The 24,522-nt window shown below is 56.1% G+C and carries 22 protein-coding genes and 1 pseudogene; 12 read left to right on the top strand and 11 right to left on the bottom strand.

Annotation, left to right across the window (positions count from 1 at the left end; translation table 11 throughout):
* Positions 1-51 precede the first annotated feature (51 nt).
* The 4 genes from ACOTTU_RS16710 to ACOTTU_RS16725 form a co-directional block, all read right to left on the bottom strand.
* A complete protein-coding gene (locus ACOTTU_RS16710; protein WP_425659701.1) occupies positions 52-1,434 on the bottom strand; it encodes a hypothetical protein in 1,383 nt (460 codons plus the stop codon).
* Complete coding sequence (locus ACOTTU_RS16715) at positions 1,424-2,125, bottom strand: FkbM family methyltransferase (RefSeq protein ID WP_425659702.1); 702 nt, start codon at positions 2,123-2,125, stop codon at positions 1,424-1,426. Before ACOTTU_RS16715 ends, ACOTTU_RS16710 begins: the two co-directional genes overlap by 11 nt.
* The gene (locus ACOTTU_RS16720; protein WP_425659704.1) at positions 2,122-3,687 is read right to left on the bottom strand and encodes a class I SAM-dependent methyltransferase; all 1,566 of its coding nucleotides are present in this window, start codon (positions 3,685-3,687) and stop codon (positions 2,122-2,124) included. The genes ACOTTU_RS16715 and ACOTTU_RS16720 overlap by 4 nt, the downstream gene beginning before the upstream one ends.
* 126 nt (positions 3,688-3,813) lie before the next feature.
* Positions 3,814-6,090 carry a glycosyltransferase family 2 protein gene (locus ACOTTU_RS16725; protein WP_425659706.1) on the bottom strand — a complete coding sequence of 759 codons (2,277 nt, stop codon included), beginning with the start codon at positions 6,088-6,090 and terminating at the stop codon, positions 3,814-3,816.
* 855 nt (positions 6,091-6,945) lie between these two features.
* Between ACOTTU_RS16725 and ACOTTU_RS16730 the strand changes: the two are divergent.
* A pseudogene (locus tag ACOTTU_RS16730) lies at positions 6,946-7,119 on the top strand (HAMP domain-containing protein); the annotation flags it as partial.
* Between the two features lie 84 nt (positions 7,120-7,203).
* Entirely contained in the window at positions 7,204-8,985 is a 1,782-nt protein-coding gene (locus ACOTTU_RS16735; RefSeq protein WP_425659865.1) for a methyl-accepting chemotaxis protein, read from the top strand.
* A gap of 24 nt (positions 8,986-9,009) precedes the next feature.
* Here ACOTTU_RS16735 and metG read toward each other — a convergent pair whose 3' ends face one another.
* The 3 genes from metG to ACOTTU_RS16750 all read right to left on the bottom strand — a co-directional run bounded on the left by metG (position 9,010) and on the right by ACOTTU_RS16750 (position 12,712).
* Entirely contained in the window at positions 9,010-10,731 is a 1,722-nt protein-coding gene (gene metG / locus ACOTTU_RS16740) for a methionine--tRNA ligase (protein WP_425659866.1), read from the bottom strand.
* Positions 10,732-10,819: 88 nt separating this feature from the next.
* Positions 10,820-12,049, bottom strand: coding sequence for an MFS transporter (locus tag ACOTTU_RS16745; RefSeq protein WP_425659708.1), 1,230 nt, complete (start codon positions 12,047-12,049; stop codon positions 10,820-10,822).
* Between the two features lie 66 nt (positions 12,050-12,115).
* Complete coding sequence (locus ACOTTU_RS16750; protein ID WP_425659710.1) at positions 12,116-12,712, bottom strand: YceI family protein; 597 nt, start codon at positions 12,710-12,712, stop codon at positions 12,116-12,118.
* Positions 12,713-12,968: 256 nt separating this feature from the next.
* On the opposite strand from ACOTTU_RS16750, the gene ACOTTU_RS16755 reads away from it, so the two are divergent.
* A complete protein-coding gene (locus ACOTTU_RS16755) occupies positions 12,969-14,012 on the top strand; it encodes an aldo/keto reductase (protein WP_425659712.1) in 1,044 nt (347 codons plus the stop codon).
* Here the strand turns inward: ACOTTU_RS16755 and ACOTTU_RS16760 are convergent.
* Complete coding sequence (locus ACOTTU_RS16760; protein ID WP_425659713.1) at positions 14,006-14,953, bottom strand: GlxA family transcriptional regulator; 948 nt, start codon at positions 14,951-14,953, stop codon at positions 14,006-14,008. The two genes, ACOTTU_RS16755 and ACOTTU_RS16760, sit on opposite strands and share 7 nt — an antisense overlap.
* Positions 14,954-15,029: 76 nt before the next feature.
* Here ACOTTU_RS16760 and ACOTTU_RS16765 point away from each other — a divergent pair, with 76 nt between their 5' ends.
* The 5 genes from ACOTTU_RS16765 to ACOTTU_RS16785 are packed head-to-tail and all read left to right on the top strand — an operon-like array spanning position 15,030 to position 19,665.
* Positions 15,030-15,944 (top strand): 3-keto-5-aminohexanoate cleavage protein, encoded by a 915-nt coding sequence (locus tag ACOTTU_RS16765; RefSeq protein ID WP_425659715.1) that lies wholly within the window; start codon positions 15,030-15,032, stop codon positions 15,942-15,944.
* Complete coding sequence (locus ACOTTU_RS16770) at positions 15,941-16,486, top strand: hypothetical protein (protein WP_425659717.1); 546 nt, start codon at positions 15,941-15,943, stop codon at positions 16,484-16,486. Before ACOTTU_RS16765 ends, ACOTTU_RS16770 begins: the two co-directional genes overlap by 4 nt.
* Positions 16,483-17,958, top strand: coding sequence for a carnitine 3-dehydrogenase (locus ACOTTU_RS16775; RefSeq protein ID WP_425659718.1), 1,476 nt, complete (start codon positions 16,483-16,485; stop codon positions 17,956-17,958). The genes ACOTTU_RS16770 and ACOTTU_RS16775 overlap by 4 nt, the downstream gene beginning before the upstream one ends.
* The gene (locus ACOTTU_RS16780) at positions 17,955-18,701 is read left to right on the top strand and encodes an SDR family oxidoreductase (protein ID WP_425659720.1); all 747 of its coding nucleotides are present in this window, start codon (positions 17,955-17,957) and stop codon (positions 18,699-18,701) included. Before ACOTTU_RS16775 ends, ACOTTU_RS16780 begins: the two co-directional genes overlap by 4 nt.
* 46 nt (positions 18,702-18,747) lie before the next feature.
* Positions 18,748-19,665 (top strand): EamA family transporter, encoded by a 918-nt coding sequence (locus tag ACOTTU_RS16785; RefSeq protein WP_425659721.1) that lies wholly within the window; start codon positions 18,748-18,750, stop codon positions 19,663-19,665.
* Positions 19,666-19,691: 26 nt separating this feature from the next.
* On the opposite strand, the gene ACOTTU_RS16790 is transcribed toward ACOTTU_RS16785, so the two are convergent.
* On the bottom strand, positions 19,692-20,399 hold the full coding sequence (locus tag ACOTTU_RS16790; protein ID WP_425659723.1) for an NUDIX hydrolase: 708 nt from the start codon (positions 20,397-20,399) through the stop codon (positions 19,692-19,694).
* A gap of 30 nt (positions 20,400-20,429) precedes the next feature.
* Positions 20,430-20,861, bottom strand: a complete 432-nt coding sequence (locus ACOTTU_RS16795) for a DUF983 domain-containing protein (protein WP_298921324.1) — start codon at positions 20,859-20,861, stop codon at positions 20,430-20,432.
* A gap of 192 nt (positions 20,862-21,053) precedes the next feature.
* Here ACOTTU_RS16795 and ACOTTU_RS16800 point away from each other — a divergent pair, with 192 nt between their 5' ends.
* The 4 genes from ACOTTU_RS16800 to ACOTTU_RS16815 all read left to right on the top strand — a co-directional run bounded on the left by ACOTTU_RS16800 (position 21,054) and on the right by ACOTTU_RS16815 (position 23,018).
* Positions 21,054-21,509: an EF-hand domain-containing protein gene (locus tag ACOTTU_RS16800; protein WP_425659725.1), complete on the top strand. Its 456-nt coding sequence runs from the start codon at positions 21,054-21,056 to the stop codon at positions 21,507-21,509.
* A 65-nt stretch (positions 21,510-21,574) separates the two neighbouring features.
* Positions 21,575-22,165 (top strand): RNA polymerase sigma factor, encoded by a 591-nt coding sequence (locus tag ACOTTU_RS16805; protein ID WP_425659727.1) that lies wholly within the window; start codon positions 21,575-21,577, stop codon positions 22,163-22,165.
* The gene (locus ACOTTU_RS16810) at positions 22,152-22,520 is read left to right on the top strand and encodes a hypothetical protein (protein ID WP_298921330.1); all 369 of its coding nucleotides are present in this window, start codon (positions 22,152-22,154) and stop codon (positions 22,518-22,520) included. The genes ACOTTU_RS16805 and ACOTTU_RS16810 overlap by 14 nt, the downstream gene beginning before the upstream one ends.
* 3 nt (positions 22,521-22,523) lie before the next feature.
* Positions 22,524-23,018: a periplasmic heavy metal sensor gene (locus ACOTTU_RS16815; RefSeq protein ID WP_425659729.1), complete on the top strand. Its 495-nt coding sequence runs from the start codon at positions 22,524-22,526 to the stop codon at positions 23,016-23,018.
* 24 nt (positions 23,019-23,042) lie between these two features.
* Here ACOTTU_RS16815 and ACOTTU_RS16820 read toward each other — a convergent pair whose 3' ends face one another.
* Positions 23,043-24,446: a diguanylate cyclase gene (locus ACOTTU_RS16820; RefSeq protein WP_425659731.1), complete on the bottom strand. Its 1,404-nt coding sequence runs from the start codon at positions 24,444-24,446 to the stop codon at positions 23,043-23,045.
* Positions 24,447-24,522 lie beyond the last annotated feature (76 nt).

Genomic DNA, 24,522 nt, shown 5'->3' on the forward strand with positions numbered 1-24,522 from the left:
TGTCAATGACATGAATGCGCCCGCGATATGTATGAACCCCGCGCAATCGCCTCATGCTGCCTCAATTCGTGCCAACATTTTTTGGAAGTAAGGATCATCCCGCTGGCGTAACACATATTGGCAGGTAATTTTGGCAAGATTGGGGTGGCCGCGATCTAAAGCAAGATTTGCCAGTTCACGTTGGAAGCGTGGAAACGTATGGCGCTTGCGCAAAAGACGGTGAAACTGCGGGCGTGTCAGTTCGCCAGAGATGGCGTCGGTGGAAATGCGTGGCAGAATGCCCATCTGCGACAGCGAGGAGCCCAAACGGTGTCCCAGTAAAGGGCACCGCCAGAAGGTGACATTGTCTGCCGTAAAACGGCGGGCGTGGGACGCGTCGGCGGTGATATAGGGGTCGAACATGATATGGACGTCCCGGGCGCTTTGGCTGGAGAGAGCTGCATCCCCGAAATCGCCCGAGAAATCTCTGCCCCAGGCCTTCTGGTATCGCATTTCCCAAGGGACGAGGGACTTGTCGAGCGTGGACTGCGGGCTGATTGCAAATACGGTCGCGCCGGGGGCTGCCGCCGCAAAAGCGGCGGCTGCATAGCCGCCCATCGAGGCACCATAAAACACCACCCGTGCGAAGTCTGAGAAAAACCCGCTCTCTCGGAGTTCCAGAAATTTTTGGATTACTTCCACGTCGCGAAACCACGTCCAGCCATTGGCCATGACCCCCAGCATCGACCAGCCATTGGCTTCGATGAAATCATACCCCCAGGGTCGCCGCTCTTCGCGTTTGGTCATCGCGATATCGAGATTGTCAAAAGTGACGACCAGCGTATCGCCGCGCGGCACATAAAGAAACGAATGCTCGCCCAGGTCAGAATAAAAACCGTCCGGACCAGCGAGGCCTTTTGCCAACCGCGACCAGGTCTCGGCGGGGCGTTCCATTTGCTGTGGTTCAACCGACAGGATGGCCAATCCGTTGCGATCCGCATCCGGTGAAAGAAGCGTATTGCAGCTGCCATAGGTGTTGAGAAACGGGTAGCTGCCGGAGCCTTTACGAATTTCAACGATAACACGGCTCAACGGATGCAGCGCCGCATCAAGGACGGGTTTGAGATTGCGAATTCGGCTTCTGGCGCCGAACCCATCCAAAGAGGCTAGAACATCGTATTGTTTGAGAGCTGCGGGCTCTTGGACAATCCGAACAGCGGTCATTACCACGCCCGCTTTTTGAAGTGTCTCCAGGTACTCTTCAAGGTGATCGACGGGCGCATGTGAAAACGCACCACGGTCGTTCAGGCAGATGACATCGATCGTGCTGCCGTAACGCTGATGCAGTGCAATGACCAGTTCAACAGATCGCGCATTGATGTCTGCAACATGTCCGACGTCATCGAGATCCAGCGCCGCAAGGACCGATTTGATATCCAGGAGGTTACCCGGCATGCTGCTTCAGCTGCCATCTCGGAATGCGGCGGAACAGGACCGAGCCGCCGCTGCTAACCTGTTGATCATAGGCAAATCCATTGTCCGACAAAGCGTCGAAACACTGCTTGATCCCGATCCGTTTGATTTTCCGGGTATGAACTTCCAGATAAACCTTGTCGATTCCCGTGAGGTCAACCGGTGAAAAGAGATCTCGCTCACCGCCCTCGATATCGACAATCAGCGTATTGGCCTGGAAATCCTGAATCAGCCTGGACAGGTGAATGCCCGGCACGTCGATAGATTTTTGATAAGGGCTGTCGCTATCCATCGAGGAAGACCAGAATTGCTCACGCACGAAGAAGGGGACTGGTCCTGCCTGTCCGGCGTCGTTGAGAGCGATGCAGTTGCGGACCTGCGCTGTTGAGAGCCCGTTCAATTTGTGCACATCCGAGATGAAATCGCAAAGCGCGGGATCGGCCTCGACACACAGGATGTTCTGGACACCGAGATTAACCGACAGGAAGGAGGAGATGAAACCAATACCTGCGCCCAACTCGATGACCCGGTCGTCGCTCTTTATGAACTTTGGCGTGCCGGACACTTCATCAAGTTCATATCGGTTCTTTCGAATGGAGCGTTCAATCTTCGGTGTGATAACGCCCTTGTCGAGTGGAATTTTGACCCCGTGGGTCTCTAGGATTTCGGTCAAGGGGTCTGTCCAGTGCGGGTAATGACGGTGGAATATTTGCTGTGTTTTGCCAAAACCTCAACCGCGCCAAAGGATTTCATGGCACCTATGCCTCCCGACCCCTTGCGGATGTCCAGAACGATCGCGCCGCCCTCGCTGATTTGGTCGCTGAACAGGGTTTCATAGGTTTTTACGGGATAGTGAAATCCACAAGATGCAAGGCTCAGTACCAGATCGAAATCGCCCAGGTCATCCGTATCTTCTTTCTTGGGGTTTACCGTGGTGATCTTTTGGTCAGGAACACCGTTCGCTTGCAGAAAGGCACGCGCTGTCGCGAGATCGGCATATCCAGCAGCCTTACTGCGTAGCCCGAACCGGCGTCCTTCACCTTCCTCGATATCGATGAGAACCAGATCACAACCGAAAGTGCGGTACAGTACCAGCCCCGCAAAGGCATAGCCGCAGCCGATATCGGCGATACGGTGAGGCAGCCGTTCATCAAGTGATGGCATGAAAAGATTACATTCGCGTGCGGCAATACCCACGGCGTCACGCAGTATACGTTCCCGATCAGCCTGTGCCTGTTCGAGCAGGGGGGCATCATCCCCTTCAAGCCAGCGGGTTATCGTCTGGTTTGAATTTGCAAGTTCAGATCGTTGCAGCAGAATGTTCGCAACATCGTGGGTACCGAACATGGAAAAATCCAGGGCGTTCGGATCGATCGGCACGGTAGCGGTCTTGCTCTGTGGGGCGGGGGCAAAGAGATGCTGCGTCTTTACAGGATCAATCTCATGTTTTTGCAGCAACTCATGTACCAAACAGCCCGGGGTTGGGACACCTCCGTATTTTGCCGCTACGTTGCGAAATCGGCGGCCCCAAAAATGGATTGATAATGTATCCGCTTTCAAAAAACCGCGCGCCTTGTTCAGGCGATTTGGGATCAGAACCGTGCCCGCCTGTTTGAACGGAACGGGGTAGATGACGTGACCGGGTTGTGAATGTCTGACCTCTCCGGTCTCCCGTAGGAACCAGGTCAGCGCGTCTGGTCCCCAGACCCCCCAAGGCAACAAAGAGACATGTACGCCCTGTCCCTTGTTCTTTCGATCCTGTAGGTCCGCCTGCTTTTCGGGGCTGTACCAGGGGGGGATCGGGAATTCATCATCAGTGAACCGCAACATCGCTGCCAAGGTTTGGGAGGATTTGGGCAACCTTAGAACACCATTGTTCACAATGGGTTTGTCATCAGAAATCCAGCCATGAAAATGATTTCCTTCGACAACCCACGGCTGGCAACAGAATGCATCGGTGTCGGCCCAGATGAAATCCGTCTTTTGCATCATGTGCAGCCGAAAGACATCTGCGTGGTATGCGGGGCTGCCGGTTTTTTTGTGACGCAGGATGCGATCTGCGGGCAAAATCTCATTTGCATCCGCAATCCTGGCGCCATCGGGGACACCTTCGACGTCATCATAGGTAAACAGCACCACGTCATGGCCATGATCCAGAAAGGATTTCAGGCAAAGCTGTTCCAGCCAGCTTAGCTCTTTCCCGACCCAGAGTGTTCCGATCGTTGGAAGTGACATGGCCGCTCGCTCTCAGACCCAATATACAACAGCTATTCAGCTGAATTTTTTTTGTTTTACTTTGCTGGCAGACCCAGACTCTGTCAATGCGGGGTCTCGGTTCTCCTCCGTTGCATCCACATTGTTTCAGTGAGTGGTTTTGCCTTTTTCGACGCTGAACCAGAAGTCGTCACCGGGGTTTTTCTGTGCAATTTCATCCGGAATGACACCGGGGCCGTTCAGAAACACATTCGCACCGAAATGCGCGTGCATGCGCGACAGATGCTTCAACTTGGTTCCTGTAAGCTCCTGAAAAAGAGATAGGAATTCTGGTTGTTTCTTCAACTCTTCAATTTTCTCTCGGTGTTTGTTGACGGAATACGCATGAGCGGCGGCAATCTCGGGATCCTTCAGAAGCTTTGACATTTCCGCTTTCAGCGCAGGGATCATGCGCTGGATGGAACGCTCTTCTTCGGCGTTGTTGTTCATTCTGAACCAGTAAGAAAGCCCCTGATCGCGATCAACATGATTTACGCGGCCCCGATCCCGCTTCACCAGAAAACTCTCTGCGCTGCGCACCGCGTAATGGTTGAGTTGAACCAGATCATAGCCAAAAGTGTCCATAGATGACCGCCAGCCGTTGCGAAACATGTCTCGCGGCATGGGGGTGCCGGAGCCGTTGACCCAGCTGATTTCTTCCCAAAGTTGAGGCTTTAGGCCCTTAGGTCTGTGCACGCCCAGTTTCTTAAATATCCCATCGTTGCGAAACAGCGTCTTGAAACCCCACGCTTGGTGCGGCTTGCGGGTGAGCTCATGGGCGCACCGGACAAATTCACCGATGATTGGCGTGTCGGCATATTCGCATACGTCGCTGTTGCCAAATAGTCGCCAGGTCATTGAAATCATGTTGGCATCGCCAATCGCATCGAAGAGATCTGGCAACCGGCCGGCGCCGCATTTGATGTTGATGAATTCATCAACGTCCATGCACACCACCCAGTCGGCGTTGCGGATAATCGGTTCATCATCCGCAGCTCGAAGGGCTGCGTGCTGCGGTTTCAGATCCGTCGTCTTGAAGGGGTTTTCCCGATGCTGCACGAAGCCTTTTGTTTCGAGCAATTGCAGCAGAGTGTCAGTGCCGTCTGTACAATCGTTTGTGTAGACCAGAAAATCATCCACTCCGATCATCCGGTGATAGGCCAGCCATTCGATGATGAAGGGCCCTTCATTTTTCATGGTCGTGACAATGGTTGTCTTTGGCGCTTTATTTTTCCGGTCGGTGGGCCGCTCTTCGGGAATACGTACCGGATTTGCCTTGAAATAGTTCTGAACCAGGTCAATCAGTTCAGGGGATTCGATCAGGCTGGTTTTTGGGACTATTTTTGAAATTGACGCCGAGGGATGACGCAATGCCATGCACCGGTAAAAGCGCCTGCGCGCCTTGGTGTCCGGTTCGACACCAACCACCCTGATCAGACGCCAGATGCAATCACCGGGTGCTTTGTTCGGTGCAAGGCACCAGCGTCGCCGAATTTCGGTCGTGTCAAATTGTGTACAGATGTGATCCGCAAACCTGGGTTGCGCCCCCTTCCGTACCCGCCAGGGATATGCCTGGACGCCTTCAAGGGGGATACAGCCGCTCGGCGCTTCAACAGCGCTGTCAAAAATAGATTTTCCACCTTCCCGAGCCAGAAGGTCGAAAAGGTCGATGTTCGCAACGGCGCGCGCGCGCGACAAAAAACGCGCCCTGATGATCTCGTAAATCAGGTATTCGCCGAGAGGCGCACGCCACGGGTCTTCCGGGGGGATTTCCATCCGATCTTTGCCGGGTGCCCTGGGGGCGTTGAACGGGTGTGCTTCCGCAGGCAGGCCCGCCTTGCCCAAGGGAACGCTGCAATGAAGAATGACAAGTCGCTTCAGTCCGGCAATTTTATGAGCTTTTTTGTTTAGACTCCGAACAAACCCCCGGTTATCTTTCGATGGGTTTTGGTCGAGAATAACGGCCCCGTCCATGCCATGTTGTGAAACATGATAGCGGAGCCAATCGGCCGCGGCCTCGACGGTTTCCCCATTCCGGACCGCAACCACAACGTTCAGATCGGCAAATAGTGCTCCTTCACCCTGGTGAAGCGTGATGTCGTGGTTTTGGCCACGGACCTCAAGTGTCGTGGTTTCTTGCAGCGGGTCGATCTCGATGTCGAGAACCGGTGCGCCACCGTAGTTGCGCAATATCCAGTTCTTGTCTGTTGATGAGGGCGAAATCCCTTCAGGCGCCGTGCCGGTTTCAAAGAGAATCCGCGCATAGCGCTGGTCTCCTCTGGTGATCTTTACGGCCTCAAGTATCTTTGCCCCCTCGATTTCGACGGCGTTCAGTTCCCGTTCGAGAACCCTGTCATTGTTTTCTTCAGTGGTGCGTCTCGACATTCAAAATGTTCACAACTGTTGATTTCAGGGCCTGTTTTCGAAGGTTGGCAGCTTGTTTGCCGCTTTGCTAGACCACTTTCCGGAGTCCCTGAAGATTTTTGTCGATCATTGACCTGAGGACGCAGGTGCGCCGCACCTCGGGCCTCGATCGTTGGTGTCAGTCGGATGAATGGCAGGATTGGAAAGCCGAATGTTAAGGGCTCTGTAAGACCTGACTTGTAAGCAATGAGCATCCAAGACGGCACGCATTAGCCGCCGCTCCCGTAGGTGCCGTCCATTTACACATAAGAGGACTCTTCGATGTCGCTTCTGAGCCGCTCCGGAAATCTGCAAAACGCTGTTAACAGCCTGTTCGCTAAATGTGTTCTTATGGTGGTGGTCTGCGTGATTTCAGTGGTAGCGTCGGTTTCCTTCATAGAAAGTCGCATGACAAAGGAGCTGACCAGCAATACGCTTGGTGTTCGTGCTGGCGAAGTCACTGGGTTGATGGCCATGCAACTGGGCGGAGCCATCAAGTTTGGCAATGCTGTCGCGGTGGAAAGCCTCGTTAGCGGCGTGCTGGATGCTGCGCAGCCCGACGCGGTAGGAGGTCTGGTTGTTCGGTACAACGGTGCTGTGCTCTTTAGTCGGGAATCCGCGGAATTTTCAGTTGAGAGGGCTCAGGCGCTGGCCCAAACCGCCCTTGAAACAGAGGAGGCAACCCTTTCCGAAGATGGGTTGATGACAGCGTATCCGGTTGTGTTTGGTGATGCCAACGAGATCGCGGGAGTGGTTGTCACGGGATGGACCAAAACGCACCAACTGGCGCATTTGGCTGAAATGGAAAGGAAGGCTTTGGGTGCGGGCTTTGTCGTAATGCTGGTGGCGGTTGCGCTGTCGGCCTACTTCCTGCGCAGCCAGATTTCGCAACCGCTTGTGCGCATTAAAGGCTCGATGGGGGCCATCGCCGACGCACAATATGATACGGAAGTTCCCTTCACCGGTCGCGGCGATGAGGTTGGTCAGATGGCGCGGAGCTTGGACATGTTTCGGGAAACGCTGTCGCTTGCCAAAGAGGCCGAGCGCGAAAGTGCGTTTAAAAGTGCGGCATTTGTCGGATCTGCTGCACCCATGATGATGGTGGATGAAACACTCTCCATTCTGTTTATCAATCCGGCGTGCCAGTCATTGTGCGACACATTGTCGGAAGATCTCAAGAAGGGTTGGCCGGATTTGGAAAACGGGAATGTTCTTGGGGCCAATATTTCCAATTTTGATGAATTGCAGGTTTTGGCCGACAGAATAAAGAGCGAGGGCTTCGATATTCTTCCGGTTTCCCACATTGCCAAAATTGGCGGTGCGCTTGTCGAAATCAATATCAACGCGGCACTGAATGAAACGGGCGCGACAATCGGGGCCGTCATAGAATGGGCGGATCAGTCGGAGGCGGCTCGCAATGCAGCGGTGTTGAAAACCATTGATGAAAATCAGTTGCGCATTGAATTCGATGCGGATGGCAAATTGGTTGGTGCCAATGGGAACGTGGAAGCCATTCTGGGACTTCAGACTGGTGAGTATTCGACAATCAATTTGCGTGATCTCTTCATGGGTGTTGCGGATGGTTCCCAAAATGCCTCCGATCTTTGTTCGGAAGTATTGAGTGGCGCACCCGTTTTTGGTCGATTTGATGTAAAAGACGCTTCTGGAGAAAGTGATTTGGTTGTAGAAGGTAGCTTCTCCGCTGTCATGACTCCGGGTGGCCAGGTGGAAAGTGCAATATTCCTCGGCACGGATGTGACGAAAATCGCAGAATCCGAGGAAATGGCGGAAGCGGAAAAAGCGCGTGTGGCCGAGGAGCAGCAAAGTGTTGTGAGTGCGCTTGGAATTGGTCTGCAAAGTTTGTCGGAGGGGGATTTGACAAGCGAGATTACGTCAGTATTTCCAGAAGATTACGAAAAACTCCGCGCAGATTTCAATGCCGCAGTCGCTGCATTGAAAGAGGCGGTGGCCGCAGTCATGCAGAATTCGGATGCCATCCGAAATGAGACCAGTGAAATTACTTCGGCAGCAGACGATCTGTCCAGACGGACAGAAAAACAGGCTGCAACTCTTGAAGAAACCGCAGCAGCACTGGATGAATTGACAAGCTCCGTCAGATCCGCAGCTGAAGGTGCGGACGAAGCATCCTCAATGTCAGCAGATGCACAGTCGAATGCTGAGAAAGGCGGCGAGGTCGCAAGACAAGCTGTCGATGCAATGGACGAGATCAAAACCTCGTCCCAGGAGATTTCGAAGATTACGACGGTTATCGACGATATCGCATTCCAGACCAACCTTTTGGCATTGAACGCTGGTGTCGAAGCAGCGCGTGCCGGGGAGGCCGGGCGCGGCTTTGCGGTCGTGGCCACGGAAGTGCGCGCTTTGGCACAGCGGTCATCTGATGCTGCACGAGAGATCAATGCACTCATTTCAAGTTCGGGAGATCAGGTTGAGAAGGGTGTTGATTTGGTTGACAAAACAGGCGCAGCCTTAGCTTCGATCGTGACATCGGTATCAGAAATTTCTAAGCGGGTTTCTAACATTGCTGCGTCCGCGCGCGAGCAATCAGCGGGTTTGAACGAAATCAACACCGCAGTAAATGAATTGGACCATGTCACCCAGCAAAACGCGGCAATGTTTGAAGAAACAACGGCGGCAAGTCATGCGCTGACCTCTGAAGCCGATGCGCTGGCAGCGGCAGTCGCCCGGTTCCGTTTGGACCTCTCACAGGTGGTTAGTGCCGCCCCCTCTTCCCCTGAGCGCGGAGAAGTAGAAACCCCCGAAAAAACAAGTACGCCAGAGGGCTTGGTCGTCGGGAACGTTGCCTTGAAGGCTGACGAAAATATCGACTTGGATACCGGTTGGGAGGAATTTTAAAAGCGCTTGCAGAAGTTCGCGGCGCTAAGGATTCCTCGTTCCCGAAAATTTACGCTGCCAGTCTTCGCGTTGCTCATCAGTGATTTTTGCAAACAGAACTTCCGGGGTTTGGAATGAATGACCACTCGAAAGGCGCTGCAAAAACTCTGCTATATCCTCCGGCCAAGAAGTCTTTTCGACATTGAGGCTGGCGAGAACGCGGTCTGTGGTGTCCGGAAGATAAGGTTCAGATAGCACCGCATAGAGATGGGCCAAATTCAAACCCAATCTGGTTTGCATTGCGGCGCGCTCCGGATTTGTCTTGAAGGTGGTCCAAGGAGCGACGGTCTGAAGATATTCGTTTCCACATGCCCAAATCGCTCGAAGTTCCTGAGCGGATTTTCGCACTTCCATTTTCTCCATGTGCCGGGCGTATCGGTCGACGCGCTCGGAAAGATCGTCAATCAGATTTGTCTCTATCTCCCCATAGGCCCCGCCCTGAGGTACTTCTTCGCCGAATTTTGAACGGCAGAACTTTGTGATCCTGCTGACAAAATTGCCAAGAACATCGGCGAGATCTTTATTGACGGAGGATTGAAAAATTTCCCAAGTGAATTCTGAATCGCTACTTTCTGGGGCATGGCTGAGCAACCACCAACGCCAGTAATCAGCCGGAAGCAATTCAAGAGCCTGATCCATGAATACACCGCGGCCCTGCGATGTTGAAAACTGACCCCCATCATAGTTCAGATAGTTGAAGGATTTGAGGTGGTCGACCATCTTCCAATTCTCACCAGATCCAATCAAGGTCGCCGGAAAGCTCAATGTATGAAAAGGAACGTTATCTTTACCCATAAATTGTGTGTAGCGGACATCTTCAGCACCTTTGTCGGTTCTCCACCAGCGCTGCCATTCGGCGTCTGTCAACCCATTTGCTGCAGCCCATTCGCTGGCGCAAGCGATGTATTCGATGGGAGCATCAAACCACACATAGAACACCTTGCCTTCCATGCCTGGCCAAGGTTGGGTTCCTCTTTGCACTGGAATACCCCAATCCAGATCACGAGTGATACCGCGGTCTCGCAGCCCGTCGCCATCATGCAGCCACTTTTTGGCAATTGAAGTCGTAAGGATTGGCCATTCCGTCTTGGAATCGATCCAAGCGTCCAGTTCGTCCTTCAACTCCGATTGTCGCAAATAAAGATGTTTTGTTTCCCGCACTTCCAGATCTGTAGATCCCGAAACCGCAGATCGTGCATCAATCAGGTCGGTTGGATCAAGCTGCTTGGTGCAGTTTTCGCACTGGTCGCCGCGTGCTTTATCATACCCACAATTCGGGCAAGTGCCTTCTATGTAGCGATCTGGTAAAAACCGACCGTCCGTGATCGAGTAGACCTGTTTTTCGCTTACCTCACCGATCAACCCGGCATCGGCGAGCCGTCCTGCGAAATGCTGTGTCAGAGCATGGTTTTGTGGGCTGGAGGATCGCCCAAAATGGTCAAATGACAGGCGAAAGCCTTCGGCGATTCTGGCCTGAACTGCATGCATTTCAGCGCAATACTCTGCGACAGGTTTAGCGGCTTTGGCCGCGGCGAGTTCAGCGGGCGTTCCGTGCTCGTCTGTCGCACACAAAAAGAGCACTTCGTGCCCGCGCGCGCGCAGGTAGCGTGCAAAGAGATCGGCCGGTAATTGGCTTCCAATCAAATTTCCCAAATGTTTGATGCCGTTGATATAGGGAATGGCTGAAGTGATGAGATGGCGTGCCATGGCAAAGCCTTTTTGATCGCGGAATTTGATCCCCTGTACCTTAGGTTTGCGCCAAGGGCCAGTTTTCATAGCGCAGCAAAGGGGAATATTAATCTTGTGAATTCGCCCGGCTACGCCGCATGAGCCGCCCGATGGTAAAGGAGGTCCGTGGTGCGTAGGTGTAGCGTGTGCGATCTGCGGGCGACGGACGTACCCGCATGCGTGTCAGACCGAATGCGACGAGCAGGACATGCCCTCCAGCAATCATGATGAACAGTGCCTTGGGCCCAAAAGCATCAATCAGGTACGAGGCGAAATAGGGTGCTGCAATCGCGCCCAATGCGAAATAGAACATCAACGCGGCGGAAAGCTCCACCCGTTCTGCGTCGCTTGCAAAATCATGTGCGTGGGATGCGGCCACTGAATAGATCGGGAATGTGGTCAAGCCAAAGAGGCCAGCAGTTAACATAACGCCCGTTGTGCCCAGACCAGAGGCGAAAATTGTAATGGTCGAACTGGCAATGGCGGCTATCGAGAGCCAAATCAGCACCCAGCGACGGTCAAATTTATCGGCCAGCCAGCCCACGGGGTACTGCGCCAAGGCACCGCCCAAAACGAAGGAGGCCATGAAATACGCGATCTGATCTATGCTAAGGCCAACCTCCTGACCATAAACCGGCCCGACCATTCGAAAAGAAGCGGAGGACAGTGCCGCGGCAAGTACGCCAGCAGCCGCCAGCGGCGAGCGATCATAGGCGAGACGCGGGCGCAATCGCGGTGACGCCGGTGTTTCAGGTTGCCGCACGGTGGTCAGCGTCAGCGGCAAAAGAGCAGCACAACAGACAATCGCAAGCAAATTGTAGGATACGTAGCTGGCCGGTTCGAGAACCCCGATAATCAGTTGGGCGGCCATGGAACCGGTCATGTCGACGACGCGGTAAACACCCATCGTGCGCCCACGCGTCTGATTTGTGACCTTTGCCTGTAGCCAGGCCTCGATGACGGTATAGCATCCCGCGACACAGATCCCCGATGCGACGCGCATGAGAGCCCAGGCGTAGGGGTCGATAATGAGCATGTGGCTCATCAGTCCGATCGCGCCGGCGGCCGTGAATGCTGCAAAAGCGCGGGAATGCCCGACACTGCCCATCAGGCGCGGCGCCCACCAACACCCGATGAAAAAACCAAGGAAATGAGCGGATCCCAGCAGGCCGATTTCTTTTTTCGAAAATTCCAGTTTGAGACCGGACAAGGCATCCAGTGGGCCAACGCCACCTGACGACAGCTGCAAAAGCAGGACCGAGAGAAACAGGGCGGCAAAGGAGATAAGCAAACGCATGACACGCCCAACCTAGCGAGTTGTCTGGGCTATCCTGTCAGTTATTCGACATCAGATGGGTCGTTTTCAGCCCCGGGCTCGAATTTTTGCACGGATATCGAGGTCAACCGGGTCATCGACAAGCTTTGGGTATCCGACAGCCCCGAATGCCCGACGGCTTAGCGTTCCGTTCAGTTGTATGTTCAGGATGGACAGATCATTCGCTGCGGACCCGGCAGGACGCGTCAACGTCGCGGCCAATTGCAAAGGCCGCGTGATGCCCCTCAGGGTCAAGCGGCCGTCAATTCTAGCACCTTCCGAAATACGACCTGATTGGCCCAATATGATCTTGGTGGATTCGTATCGCACCAAGGGATGGGTGTCGGCGTCAAGCACGGATGCGCTGAGGAGTGCCTGAGTGACGAAGAGCATACCGGTCTTTGCCAAGCGAATATCCGAAGTAACATTGGCGCTGGAGGCTGCAAGGTTACCGGGATCGACACGGATGTCGGCACTTTGCACGGGCACAGTTCCGGTTTGTTGTGTCCCGCTTACATTGAAAATGAACGCGACACGAGACCGGCCGGGCACCAGATCGTATCGCCGTGGTGCGGCAAACCCCGAGGTTGCCCACGCCGCCAAACCTGAAGCAACAAGCAGACGGCGGGAAATCAATAACGACATGGCGAGGTGACTCCTATGAGTTCCCCTTAGATATGATTTTGCGGTTGGTTACCAATATGTTCACGCGGTCTTGATCTGCATTCGGGAATTTGGGCGCGGCACATTGCCAGTTTTGCTCCATTTCCTGCAGGGTGAAGCTGCCCCTATTTGGGGCATCTGTTTTGCGTATCTGGCGCGTTCGCCCGATTTTCAAACCTGCTTGCAGCGCGCTGGCGACAGGCTAGAGTTGCGCCAGATACAAAAGGAAATTTCCGCAATGAAGATGAATCGATTGGGCCGCACCAATATCGAGGTTTCTGAGCTGTGCCTGGGGTCGATGACCTGGGGCACTCAGAACACAGCCGAAGAGGGGCACGCCCAAATCGACAGAGCTCTTGATGCGGGTATCAATTTTATCGACACAGCCGAGATGTATCCCGTCAATCCGGTCAGTGCGGAGACTGTCGGGCGTACAGAGAGGATCATTGGGCTTTGGTTTGAACGCGACATGCGCCGGGATGAGGTCGTTCTGGCGACCAAACATTCCGGCGAGGGTCTTGCAATCGTTCGCGATGGCGCGCCGATTTCGTTACAGACGATACCCGAGGCGGTAGAGGGGTCATTGCGCAGGCTGAAAACCGACTACATTGATTTGTACCAGTTCCATTGGCCCAACCGGGGCAGCTACATGTTTCGCAAGAACTGGACATATGACCCCTCGGGTCAACTCATGCTTGATACCAAGCAGCATATGGATGATGCGCTGGGCGCACTTCAGGATGAGGTTTCCAGGGGTACAATCCGCTCCTTCGGCCTGAGCAACGAAAGCGCCTGGGGCACAACAAAATGGCTTGAGGCGTCAGAACGGACCGGCGGGCCACGGGTTGCGTCGGTTCAAAACGAATACTCCTTGCTGTGCCGTCTTTATGATACCGACATGGCCGAAATGAGTGTCCAGGAGGAGGTGTCTCTTTTGGCATTTTCGCCTTTGGCTGCGGGGTTGCTGACGGGCAAGTATCAAGAGGGCGCAGTCCCGCCCAAATCGCGCATGACGCTGAACGATGATCTTGGGGGGCGTAAAACGGACCGGGCTTTCGATGCTGTTTCCGCCTATCTGGAAATTGCGGCGCGTCATGATCTCGATCCTATCCAGATGGCTTTGGCGTGGTGCAAGAGCCGTCCTTTCATGGGCTCGGTCATTTTCGGCGCAACGACAATGGATCAACTGGAGGTAAGTCTGGGCGCGGCTGATCTGTCTCTGGGGGATGAAGTAACTGCCGAGGTTGACGCAGCACATCGGGCGCACCCAATGCCCTATTGAAGTTGTTTCCGTCTCGCGGATGCCGACTTGCCAAATCGCCGCGCGTAAGCGTGGGCGAAACTTGATTGCGACGCGAAGCCGCTTCTCAGGGCCACTTCCTGAAGGGCTGTTGTGGTTTGGGTCACCAGTCTGTCCGCCTCGGTCAAACGCAGGTCAAGATAGTGTTTTTGCGGTGTTGTGCGGAGCTGGCTCCGGAACTGAAGTTGCAGGGCGCGCGCACTTACACCCAATCGCCGTGTGATTTCTTCGATGCTGACGGGGTCTTCGAGATGGGATTGCATGATCTCGTCAGCGCGTGCTGTCAAAGGGGAATGTCGCTTGCGCAGGGGGTTGCGCATCTGCGGGCGGACCGATGATGCGTTTGCATCGTAAATAAAGCTGCCGGCGACCCGGTCAGCGAGTGCCGCGTCAAAGAGTGTCGAAATCAGATGTAACATCATGTCTATGGCGGGGGCCGCGCCCCCACTGGTCAACCGGTTCCCGCTGACGACAAAACGGGCATCCGACACCGCTACATTGGGGAAAGTTCGGGCGAAGGCGTCGAGATCCTCCCAATGCGTCGTGGCCATGTGATTATCCAGCAACCCGGCGCACGCCATGATCCACGGGCCCCCATCAATTCCAGCGACCAGCTTTGACGTTTTTGCCAAACGTCGTAATCCGGCGAGCAGCGCGGGGGTGGCCTGTCGTTCAAGATCAAATCCCGCCACGACAAGAAGTACGTCGCAATGATCGACAAGATGCAGGGGGCTAGCCGACACGGCAAGACCACTGGTCAAAACCACATCTGACGTATTGGGTGTTGCAAACCGCCATTGAAAAAGCTTGGCGCCCGCCTGGCGATTTGCGGCGCGCATGGGATCAACGGCGGCGGCAAAGGACAATGTGTTGGTTTCATCCAGAACCAAAACAGTGGCATGAAGGTTATTTGCGAATTTCATCAATAGTTTTTCGCATTAGAACAAGTGTGGTGGCGCCTTTTGCGCCACTTTTTGAGTCAATACAAGGGAGACAGTCATGCCACTGAATATGAACAATGAGGTATTTATCACCTGTGCGGTCACCGGTTCAGGTAGCACGCAGGATCGCAGTTCACATGTGCCCCGGTCCCCGAAACAAATTGCTGATAGCGCGATTGCTGCCGCCAAGGCGGGAGCTGCGATTGTCCACTGCCATGTCCGAGACCCTGAAACCGGGGCGCCCAGCCGCAAACTGACCTATTACCGCGAAGTGACGGATCGGATTCGCGACGCTGACGTCGACGTTGTCCTGAACCTGACTGCAGGTATGGGGGGAGACATGATTTTTGGGGATGTCGAGAACCCCCTCCCGCTCAAAACCGATGGCACGGATATGATCGGTGCAAGTGCACGGGTGGCACATGTGGCCGAGTGTTTGCCGGAGATTTGCACGCTCGATTGCGGAACCATGAATTTCGCCGAAGCTGATTATGTCATGACCAATACGCCGGGTATGTTGTCTGCGATGGGCCGCATGATGACGGAGCTGGGGGTGAAACCGGAAATAGAAGCCTTTGACACGGGTCATTTGTGGTATGCAAAACAACTGGTTGAAGATGGGGTGCTGGAGGCGCCGGCGCTTGTGCAGTTATGTATGGGGGTCCCTTGGGGGGCCCCCAATGATCTCAATACCCTCATGGCGATGGTCAACAACGTGCCGCCGGATTGGACCTTTTCGGCCTTTTCGCTGGGGCGCAATCAGATGGCCTATGTGGCCGCAGCCGTTTTGGCAGGGGGAAACGTCCGCGTGGGCCTCGAAGACAACCTCTGGCTTGAAAAAGGTGTTCTTGCCGAGAATTGGCAACTGGTTGAGCGTGCGCATTCCCTGATCGAGAATATGGGCGCAAGGGTCATTGGTCCAGCCGAGGTGCGCGAAAGGCTGAAGCTGATCAAGCAGGCCCCCGTCGCATGATGAACATTTTCCGGGAGAAAGGCCGCTCTGCGTTGCGAAGGCGTGCTGTCGGGCCGTGCTTGGCGCTTTGCCTGACCGTTTCGATTGCCGCCTGTGTCCCCTTTGGCGCATCGGGGCCTACGAGCTATCGTGACGTAGATGCCCCAATCGGTGCAACGACGCGGTTCAACGCAGCGGATTTTGCTGGTGAGTGGGTGTTGGTCGCCAGCTTTGCGCCGCGGCGCGAAGGCGCCGTTGCCTTTTCCCATGATCCAGCGCGTCAAACCCTGACACTGACCAGTGATGTGATCGCAGATCGGGCCGGTATCTATTTTGTGAGCGACCCGGGTGTGCTGCGCGACTCGGCCAGATCTGAAAACACGCTGGTGGTCATGTGGGTTGATGAAGCTTTCCGCACAGCGGCCATCGGTACCGTGGCCGGAGATTTTGGCGCGGTTCTGAACAGAGGTAGTGACACGCCGGGCGACAGGGCTGCGGCGGCCCGCGACGTATTGGCATTTTATGGCTGGGATATCAGTCAGCTGAGAAGGACTTTACCATGACCCAGACGGCGGCAATCATCGGCGGGGGTGTGATCGGCGGTGGCTGGGCAGCGCGCTTTCTGCTGAACGGTTGGGACGTGCGCGTTTTTGATCCCGACCCGGAGGCGCAGCGCAAGATTGGCGAAGTTCTGGCCAATGCACGGCGTTCGCTGCCGGGCCTTCTGGATGTTGCCCTGCCGCCCGAAGGCACCTTGTCGTTTCATGAAACGATCGCCGATGCTGTGAAGGGCGCGACGTGGATACAGGAAAGTGTCCCGGAGAGACTGGATGTCAAGCATGCGGCCTTCGCGGAGATTCAGGCTTCTTGCGCCGCAGCGGCCGTGATCGGATCTTCGACATCTGGTTTCAAACCGTCCGAGTTGCTGCAGAATGCGAGAGAGCCGGGGCAGATCATGGTTTGCCACCCTTTCAACCCCGTCTACCTGTTGCCTCTGGTCGAAGTGGTCACGACAGCGCAATCTGATGCCGGGATCGTGGACATCGCAAAGGGTATCCTCGTCGATCTGGGCATGCATCCTTTGCACCTGAAGAAAGAGATAGACGCCCATGTCGCTGACAGGTTTCTGGAAGCTGTGTGGCGTGAAGCCTTGTGGCTGGTCAAAGACGGCATCGCCACCACCGAAGAGATCGATGATGCGATCCGCTATGGGTTTGGTATCCGCTGGGCGCAGATGGGTCTCTTTGAGACCTACCGCGTGGCCGGCGGCGAAGCGGGAATGAAGCATTTCATGGCGCAATTCGGACCGGCGTTGAAATGGCCCTGGACCAAGTTGATGGATGTTCCAGAGTTTACAGATGAGCTCGTGGATTTGATCGCGGGCCAGTCTGATGTACAATCCGGTCACCATTCAATCCGGGAGCTGGAGCGCATCCGTGACAACAACCTTGTTGCGATGATGCGCGCGCTAAAAGCACAGAACTGGGGGGCCGGTGCGCTTCTGGAAGCTCAGGAAAAGAGCATCCGTGCCCGTTCGGTATTGGGCCAGAGTGCGGTGGAGGTCTCTGATCCATCAGCGCCTGTGTTGACGATACATCGCGCGGTGCCGCTCGACTGGACCGACTACAATGGTCACATGAACGAAGCCAAATACCTGCAGGCATTTGGCGATGCGACGGATCGGTTCATGGAACTGATCGGATGCGACGCCGAATACATCGCATCCGGCGGCAGTTATTTTACGGCTGAGACCCATATCAGGCATCTGGATGAAGTGCATGCCGGGGCGATCATTGATGTGCGCACCCGCGTGCTGAGTGGCGGCGGCAAGAAGATGCACCTCTGGCATGAGATGTATGAAGGGGACCGGCTGCTGGCGACCGGTGAGCATTTCCTGCTCCACGTCAGTCTGGAGACGCGCCGCCCCTCGGATGCCAGTCCGGAAATAGATCGGGCCTTGCGTCGGTTTGCTGAGGCTCAGGCAACGCTGCCCATGCCGGAGGGTGTCGGGCGATCGGTGGGCGCGCGACCATGAAACGGGCTCTGGTCACCGCCGGTGCGTCTGGCATCGGCAGGGCGATGGGCGAGGGCTTCGCGCAAGCGGGTTATGAGGTCTGGGTTACGGATATAGACAGCGCGGCGCTGTCATCCTGCCCCGAAGATTGGCACCGGTTGCAGGCGGATGTGACGGATGAAATGGCGGTGCAGGAAGTTGTATCACAGATGGCGAAGATTGATGTTCTGTGTGCCAACGCGGGCATAGCCGGTCCAACTGCCCGGGTCGAGCACATTGCGCTTGAAGACTGGCGCGCCTGCATGTCCGTCAATGTCGAGGGGGCCTTTCTGGCGGCGAAACATGCGGCACCGCGCATGAAGGCGCAAGGGTCTGGTGCAATCATCCTGACTTCATCAACCGCGGGGCTCTATGGATATCCCAACCGCGCGCCCTATTCGGCTGCCAAATGGGCGGTGATTGGATTGATGAAAACGCTGGCGATGGAGTTGGGACCACACGGTATTCGCGCCAATGCCATCTGTCCCGGCGCCGTCGAAGGGCCACGCATGGAGGGCGTTCTCGAACGGGAAGCAATTGCCAAGGGCATGACACGCGACCAAGTCTATGCGGGTTACGCCCAGGGCACTTCGATGCAGAAATTTGTGCAAGCGCATGATATCGCGAACATGGCGGTTTTCCTGGCCTCAGATGCGGCACAGCTGGTTTCAGGGCAGGTCATTGCGGTTGACGGCCACACGGAAAATCCAGACCCCAAACTGTGAACCAGTTGCCTCTGGCGGGCAGCGCTGATCTGGTCCATGAGAAGCCATGAGTTTTTTATCTCCGGATCTGTGGGTTATCGTGACCTTTGCGGCCGCGGTTTTCCAAACCCTGCGCTTCATTTTGCAAAAAGTGCTGGCGACGGCGACGCTTTCGCCCACAGGTGCCACATTCGCGCGGTTTTTGTATTCAGCACCGCTGATTGCAATCCTGACGGCTGTTTATCTGCGGCTGACCGACCATGCCCTGCCATCAATGGGCCCAGCTTTCTGGGCTTATGCGATGTCTGGCGGGCTGGCGCAGGTCGTGGCAACCATATGCGTGGTGACCCTCTTCAAATCACGTAACTTCGTGGTGGGTGTCACTTTGATGAAAACCGAAGTCATCCTATCCGTCGTGATCGGCCTGATCCTTCTCGGCGAAGGGGTGCACGGGTTGGCGTTCGGTGCGATTTCCCTAGGGCTGATCGGTGTACTTTTGCTGTCAACGCCACCGGGCGTCACCGGTTGGGGGTGGGCCTCGATGTGGAACAGCAGCGTAGGTCTGGGGCTTTCTTCGGGCGTTCTTTTTGCCGTTTCAGCGGTTTGTTATCGGGGCGCGTCACTGGAAATCGACGCGTTCGACCCGATCGTACGAGCCAGTGTCACCCTGTCTGCGGTCACCGGTGCCCAAATGTTGGGCATGGCGCTCTGGTTGATGCAACGAGACCCGGGGCAGATCAACGCGGTCTGGCGCGCGCGCCGTGTCGCAGGCTGGATCGGATTGATGTCAATGGGGGGCTCAATGGGCTGGTTTATTGCCTTCACCTTGCAAACTGCCGCCTACGTCAAGGCCGTTGGCCAGGTTGAACTGATCCTGAGTTTGTTGGCATCGGTCTTGCTGTTCAAAGAAAGACCGAGCAAGCGAGAACTGGCAGGTATGGCCGTATTATGCGTATCGATCCTGACGTTGATTCTGGTGGTCTGATCCCGGGCGGCGTTAAATGCGATGTCTTAAGAGGGTCCGGGCACGCCGCGCAGACGCAAGAAGAGGCTCTCTTCGTCATCGTTTTTGAAGAAAGGTACGCTTTCCGGTGGCGCAGATCTTGTCACCCGGGCTTCGATCTCGGAGAGGACCACTTCGGTGATGAAGGGCATATCAAAGCCCCTGACGTCTTGGAGGGGCACCCATTGCAGGTGAGAAAGCTCGTCAGATGCGGCTGAAAAATCATCCAGATCACCCGAGATGGCATCGGCATCAACCAGAAAAAACCGCGCATCAAAACGCCGGGGCCGTCCCGGAGGGGTCAACGCCCGGAAAACAAACTGCAGGGTCGTGGCTGAGGGTACGTGGCCGGTTCGGGCGTAATCCTGCCACTCTGATGGAACAGGTCCCGACCAGGGGCCTTTGTTCCCGAGCACAAGGCCTGTCTCCTCCCACAGTTCGCGAATGGCGGCGATACACAAGGCGTGCGCCATCCCGGCATCGGCGTCTTCGGTCAGCCGTTGGTTGCACAGGTCCGGAAGAGAGCCCTCAAGCGGAATGTGCCGGTCTTCCGGGTCGACAGCACCACCCGGGAAAACAAACTTGTTCGGCATGAACGCTGCTTTGGCACCGCGTTGACCCATGAGGATGCGCGGTTTGCTGTGTCGGTCGCGCAGGGCTATGATCGTTGCTGCGTCCCGAATGGCCGTTTTGTCTTCACTGGAGTTTGCTGGCATGTTCCAACCTGTTCTGGCGGGGACGCCGGATCAGTCTGGCTTGCCAAAGCCACCCATACCGCGCGCCCATTGGTAGCCGACAATGGCTCCCTTCAACCTGGGCAGAAGGTAGAGCGATAAGCCGACGCAGCCAACCGCAAAAATGGTGAAGAGTGTAAGCGGTTCGGGGCGCCATTTCACGAAAGCGAAATGCAGCAGCGGCGCCATCAGATGCCCGACCAGAAAGATCGTCAGGTAAGCGGGCCCGTCGTCAGCGCGGTGATGAAAGAGCTCCTCGCGGCAAACCGAGCAAGTATCATTGACCTTCAGATAGGACTTCAAAAGAGGGCCGCTTCCGCAGTTTGGGCACTTGCGACGCCAGCCGCGCAGAATGGAACGTTTGGTATCACGTTCCTCTGTCTCGGTGACGCTGGGCGCTGGTGCGTGGGTCAGCCCGGAAGGCACTTGGGCGGTATCTGTCATTGCTCACATCCTTTGGAGTGGCTTCTACATGCGCCTTTAGGATGGCAATTAAAAGGTGCTGTCCTGTCGCTGCGGCGGGATGTCGCGAAAATGGAAAATAAATTCGACGGAAATTGCTGCGCTGCACGTTCAAGGAATGTCCGGGCCCAAAAAACGGGTTCCCAAAGGGACGTAACGGTTAGGAGTAGTACCATGAAGAATACAGTATTTATCGCTTTGATTGCAGCAACTTCCATAAGTCTGGCGGCTGGATCGGCCTTTGCAAAAGGTGATCGCCATGGCGCGCCCATCGATTTCGAGACCCTCGATAGCGATGGCGACGGGCGGGTCACTCTTGAAGAGATGCAGGCACATGGTGCCGCACGTCTGGCCAAGGTTGATGCGGATGGCGATGGGTTTTTGACCTTGCCAGAAATCGAGGCGGCGGCCAGTGAGCGCGCAAAGCAGCGCGCAAGCCGAATGATGAATCGTCTGGATGCGGATGAAGATGGCAAGATTTCGACCGAGGAGTTGGAAAGTCCCGGTCGCGCGGAGCGCCGTTTCCAACGGGCGGATAAGGACGGAGATGGCGCTGTGACCAAAGCCGAGTTCGATGCGGCAATTGCCAAGATGAGAAAGCACCACAAGGGTGGGGCGCGTTCTGAGTAAACAATAGTTTCGCTGGTGGCGGCATGCCTTGATCGGTGTGCCGCCAGTATCTAACGATGCTTTGGATGGATATGCCACGGGATACGCTTTCGACGCTGAGCGATGACGCTTTGATGGTGCTTTACGCCAACGGCGATCCCGCTGCTGCACGCGCCCTCGCAGGGCGACTACTGCCCCGTGTTTTCGGCCAGGCGCGGCGGATGCTCGGTGATGACGGTGAGGCTGAGGATGTCGCGCAGGAGGCAATGGTGCGGTTGTGGCGAATTGCGCCCCGCTGGCGACAAGGCGAGGCGCAGGTGAGCACCTGGCTTTACCGGGTTTGTGCCAATCTGTGCACAGATCGGTTACGCAAAAGGCGCCATGTCGCCCTGGACGAGATCGCAGAACCGGAGGACCCGATGCCGGGTGCCGAAAGAAAAATGCAGGAACGGTCTCGTGATGATGCGCTGCAAAGGGCTTTGAATGCACTGCCGGAAAGGCAGCGACAGGCCGTGATCCTGCGACATATTGAGGGACTGGCAAACCCTGAAATAGCTGCCGTAATGGAAATCAGCCCACGGGCGGTGGAAAGCCTGACTGCGCGGGGTAAACGGGCGTTGGCGGCTCTTCTGGCCGGTAAACGTGCAGAACTGGGATACGACGATGACACCTCATGATGATGACGATATGACCCAGGTGGATCGGCTGCTGAAAGCGGCGCGTGATGGTGAGCCGGACCTGCCATCAGGTTTGATGGCACGGGTTTTGGCCGATGCTGATGCGATCCAATCGCAACCGGCGCGCCCACCGATGCCGGCTCGACCGCTTTGGGCGCGGCTGAGCGAGGCGCTTGGTGGGTGGCAAGGTATGGGCGGACTGGTCGCGGCAACCTGCGCTGGTGTGTGGATAGGGTTCAGCCCGCCTGCATCGGTTCCCGATGCGGGTGCCCTGATACTTGGGTATGAGGCGGGCGTGGAGGAGAGTTCGACAGCAGAATTGACCAGCTTTGGCTGGGATCTGGACGAGGGATAGATCATGCAGACTGAAATGGAACGCAAGTCAGGCACGTCGCGTCGTATCAAGATATTGCTTGGCGTCTCATTGGCGCTGAATCTCGCTGTCGTGGGATTGGTGGCCGGAACTCTCTTGCGCCACGGTGAAGGCGGGCGCGGAGGGTTGCGGATGGCGGGATTGGGGGCTTATGGACTGCCTTACATGATGGCGCTCCCGCATCATGAACGGCGCGCGGTGATTCATTCCGCGCGCGAGGGGAGCCCGGAGGGGTTTCCAGATCGGGCTGCGCGACGGGCACTCTATGCGGAAGTCCTGAGCGCCTTGCGCCACGTTCCCTACGATCCTGAAAAACTCTCAAAGGCTGTCGAACGACAGGCCTCGACAACGATTGCCGTACAGGAAGCCGCATTGGGCGCTTGGATGGAGGTTGTCGGCGGTATGACTGATGCAGAGCGTGAGAACTACGCTCAGGATGTCGAAGAAGTGCTGCGCCGAGGCCCCCGCCGACGCAAGTAGGCCTGGATGCTTTATCCGTCCTGCTCAGGCAGCAGGGCGGTTGAGATTGATCTGGTTCCGGCCCTGCATTTTGGCGGAATAAAGCGCTTTGTCAGCCGCATCCAGCAGCACATTGGCGTCGAGGGTTTCCGCGCGGTCCTGTTTGGACCGCAGCCCGCCGATGGTCACACCGATTGACACCGTCACCTTGATCGGTTCGTCTGCCCCGGGTACGACAAATCCGCGCCCGCCGATCTTGCGACACAATCTGCTGGCGGCGACACGGGCTTCCGTGAGCGGGGTTGCAGGCATGACGATCAGGAATTCCTCGCCTCCGATCCGGGCCACGAGATCAACACCGCGCAAGTTATCCCGTAAGCGCTGGGCCGCTTCTACCAGCACAGCGTCTCCGGAAGCATGGCCATAAAGATCGTTGATCTGCTTGAAATGATCCAGATCAGCCACCATCACCGCAAAACTTCTGCCCGTGGCCGCGGCGTGTTCGGCCACCCGAGCCAGATGAGGCATGGCGTAACGACGATTGTGCAGCCCGGTCAGCGGATCGGAAACAGCGGCTTTCAGCCCGGTGCGTACGGTTGCGCGCAACTGATCTGCAATACGCTTGCGTCGTAGCATCGCTTTGACCCGGAGCGTCAGTTCAGCGGCCTCGAAGCCGTCGGTCATCAGGTCATCGGCCCCTAAATCCAGCGCATAAGCCCCCAAGCCGGGATCCGGACGGGACTGCAGCACCAAAATTCCGGCGTGGCGTGTTATCGCGGTGGCACGAATGGCGGCAAGCAGGCGCAGAACGTCGCTGTTGCTGCCGTCATCTCCGGCCAGAGATAAGATGAACACATCGGGCACTTTGCCGGGAGAGAGGTCCCGCAGCGCAGTTTCCGGGGCGGTAAAGCTCAGGTCCGTGCGTAGGAGGGGTCTTAGCTGGCTGATCCAGCTATGCGCCGTGTTTGCGTCCGATCCCACCAGAACCGCGCGTCCCGGCGGACCGAAATCCATGGTGTCTTCCGCAAAACCAAGGGCTCTTGAGGTATCGTCGCGCATTTGCCATTCCGCCGCAGAGTTGTGCGCGCGAATGAGGCTTCGAACGCGCGCCAATAGAAGGGTGTCGTCAATCGGTTTCAGCATGACGTCCTGAACGCCGGCCTCCAGAGCTTTGAGGCGAGAATCTGCATTGGGCCGGCATCCCACCACCATGATCGGAATGGCGCGGGTCTGGGCGCTGCGGTGCAACCGGCGGCAAAGCTCAGCCGCGTCACAATCGGGCAAAGCCATCGCTGAAATGATCAGGTCGGGGTCATGGCGAAGCGCTGCAACACAGGCCTCGTCGGCCGTTGCCGCCTGTACGACTTCGTAAAATGCCGAGGCAAGTTTTACTTTAAGTACAATGCGATTGGTCGAAATCGCGTCTACGATGAGAATTTTTCCCTGCACGCTCTTCGCGTCCTTTCAAGGGTGAACAACCGCTGTTCGACATTGCACTCAATTTGGTTAACAAAGGGTTGCGAAT

Origin of the sequence: Roseobacter sp. EG26 (genome assembly GCF_049830555.1) — a bacterium.
Classification (GTDB): domain Bacteria; phylum Pseudomonadota; class Alphaproteobacteria; order Rhodobacterales; family Rhodobacteraceae; genus Roseobacter.

Coding starts and splice junctions, on each gene's coding strand:
- ACOTTU_RS16710 (WP_425659701.1), bottom strand. CDS start 1,434: ATGCCGGGTAACCTCCTGGATATCAAATCGGTCCTTGCGGCGCTGGAT.
- ACOTTU_RS16720 (WP_425659704.1), bottom strand. CDS start 3,687: ATGTCACTTCCAACGATCGGAACACTCTGGGTCGGGAAAGAGCTAAGC.
- ACOTTU_RS16725 (WP_425659706.1), bottom strand. CDS start 6,090: ATGTCGAGACGCACCACTGAAGAAAACAATGACAGGGTTCTCGAACGG.
- ACOTTU_RS16735 (WP_425659865.1), top strand. CDS start 7,204: ATGATGGTGGATGAAACACTCTCCATTCTGTTTATCAATCCGGCGTGC.
- metG (WP_425659866.1), bottom strand. CDS start 10,731: ATGGCACGCCATCTCATCACTTCAGCCATTCCCTATATCAACGGCATC.
- ACOTTU_RS16745 (WP_425659708.1), bottom strand. CDS start 12,049: ATGCGTTTGCTTATCTCCTTTGCCGCCCTGTTTCTCTCGGTCCTGCTT.
- ACOTTU_RS16750 (WP_425659710.1), bottom strand. CDS start 12,712: ATGTCGTTATTGATTTCCCGCCGTCTGCTTGTTGCTTCAGGTTTGGCG.
- ACOTTU_RS16755 (WP_425659712.1), top strand. CDS start 12,969: ATGAAGATGAATCGATTGGGCCGCACCAATATCGAGGTTTCTGAGCTG.
- ACOTTU_RS16760 (WP_425659713.1), bottom strand. CDS start 14,953: ATGAAATTCGCAAATAACCTTCATGCCACTGTTTTGGTTCTGGATGAA.
- ACOTTU_RS16765 (WP_425659715.1), top strand. CDS start 15,030: ATGCCACTGAATATGAACAATGAGGTATTTATCACCTGTGCGGTCACC.
- ACOTTU_RS16770 (WP_425659717.1), top strand. CDS start 15,941: ATGATGAACATTTTCCGGGAGAAAGGCCGCTCTGCGTTGCGAAGGCGT.
- ACOTTU_RS16775 (WP_425659718.1), top strand. CDS start 16,483: ATGACCCAGACGGCGGCAATCATCGGCGGGGGTGTGATCGGCGGTGGC.
- ACOTTU_RS16780 (WP_425659720.1), top strand. CDS start 17,955: ATGAAACGGGCTCTGGTCACCGCCGGTGCGTCTGGCATCGGCAGGGCG.
- ACOTTU_RS16785 (WP_425659721.1), top strand. CDS start 18,748: ATGAGTTTTTTATCTCCGGATCTGTGGGTTATCGTGACCTTTGCGGCC.
- ACOTTU_RS16790 (WP_425659723.1), bottom strand. CDS start 20,399: ATGCCAGCAAACTCCAGTGAAGACAAAACGGCCATTCGGGACGCAGCA.
- ACOTTU_RS16795 (WP_298921324.1), bottom strand. CDS start 20,861: ATGACAGATACCGCCCAAGTGCCTTCCGGGCTGACCCACGCACCAGCG.
- ACOTTU_RS16800 (WP_425659725.1), top strand. CDS start 21,054: ATGAAGAATACAGTATTTATCGCTTTGATTGCAGCAACTTCCATAAGT.
- ACOTTU_RS16805 (WP_425659727.1), top strand. CDS start 21,575: ATGGATATGCCACGGGATACGCTTTCGACGCTGAGCGATGACGCTTTG.
- ACOTTU_RS16810 (WP_298921330.1), top strand. CDS start 22,152: ATGACACCTCATGATGATGACGATATGACCCAGGTGGATCGGCTGCTG.
- ACOTTU_RS16815 (WP_425659729.1), top strand. CDS start 22,524: ATGCAGACTGAAATGGAACGCAAGTCAGGCACGTCGCGTCGTATCAAG.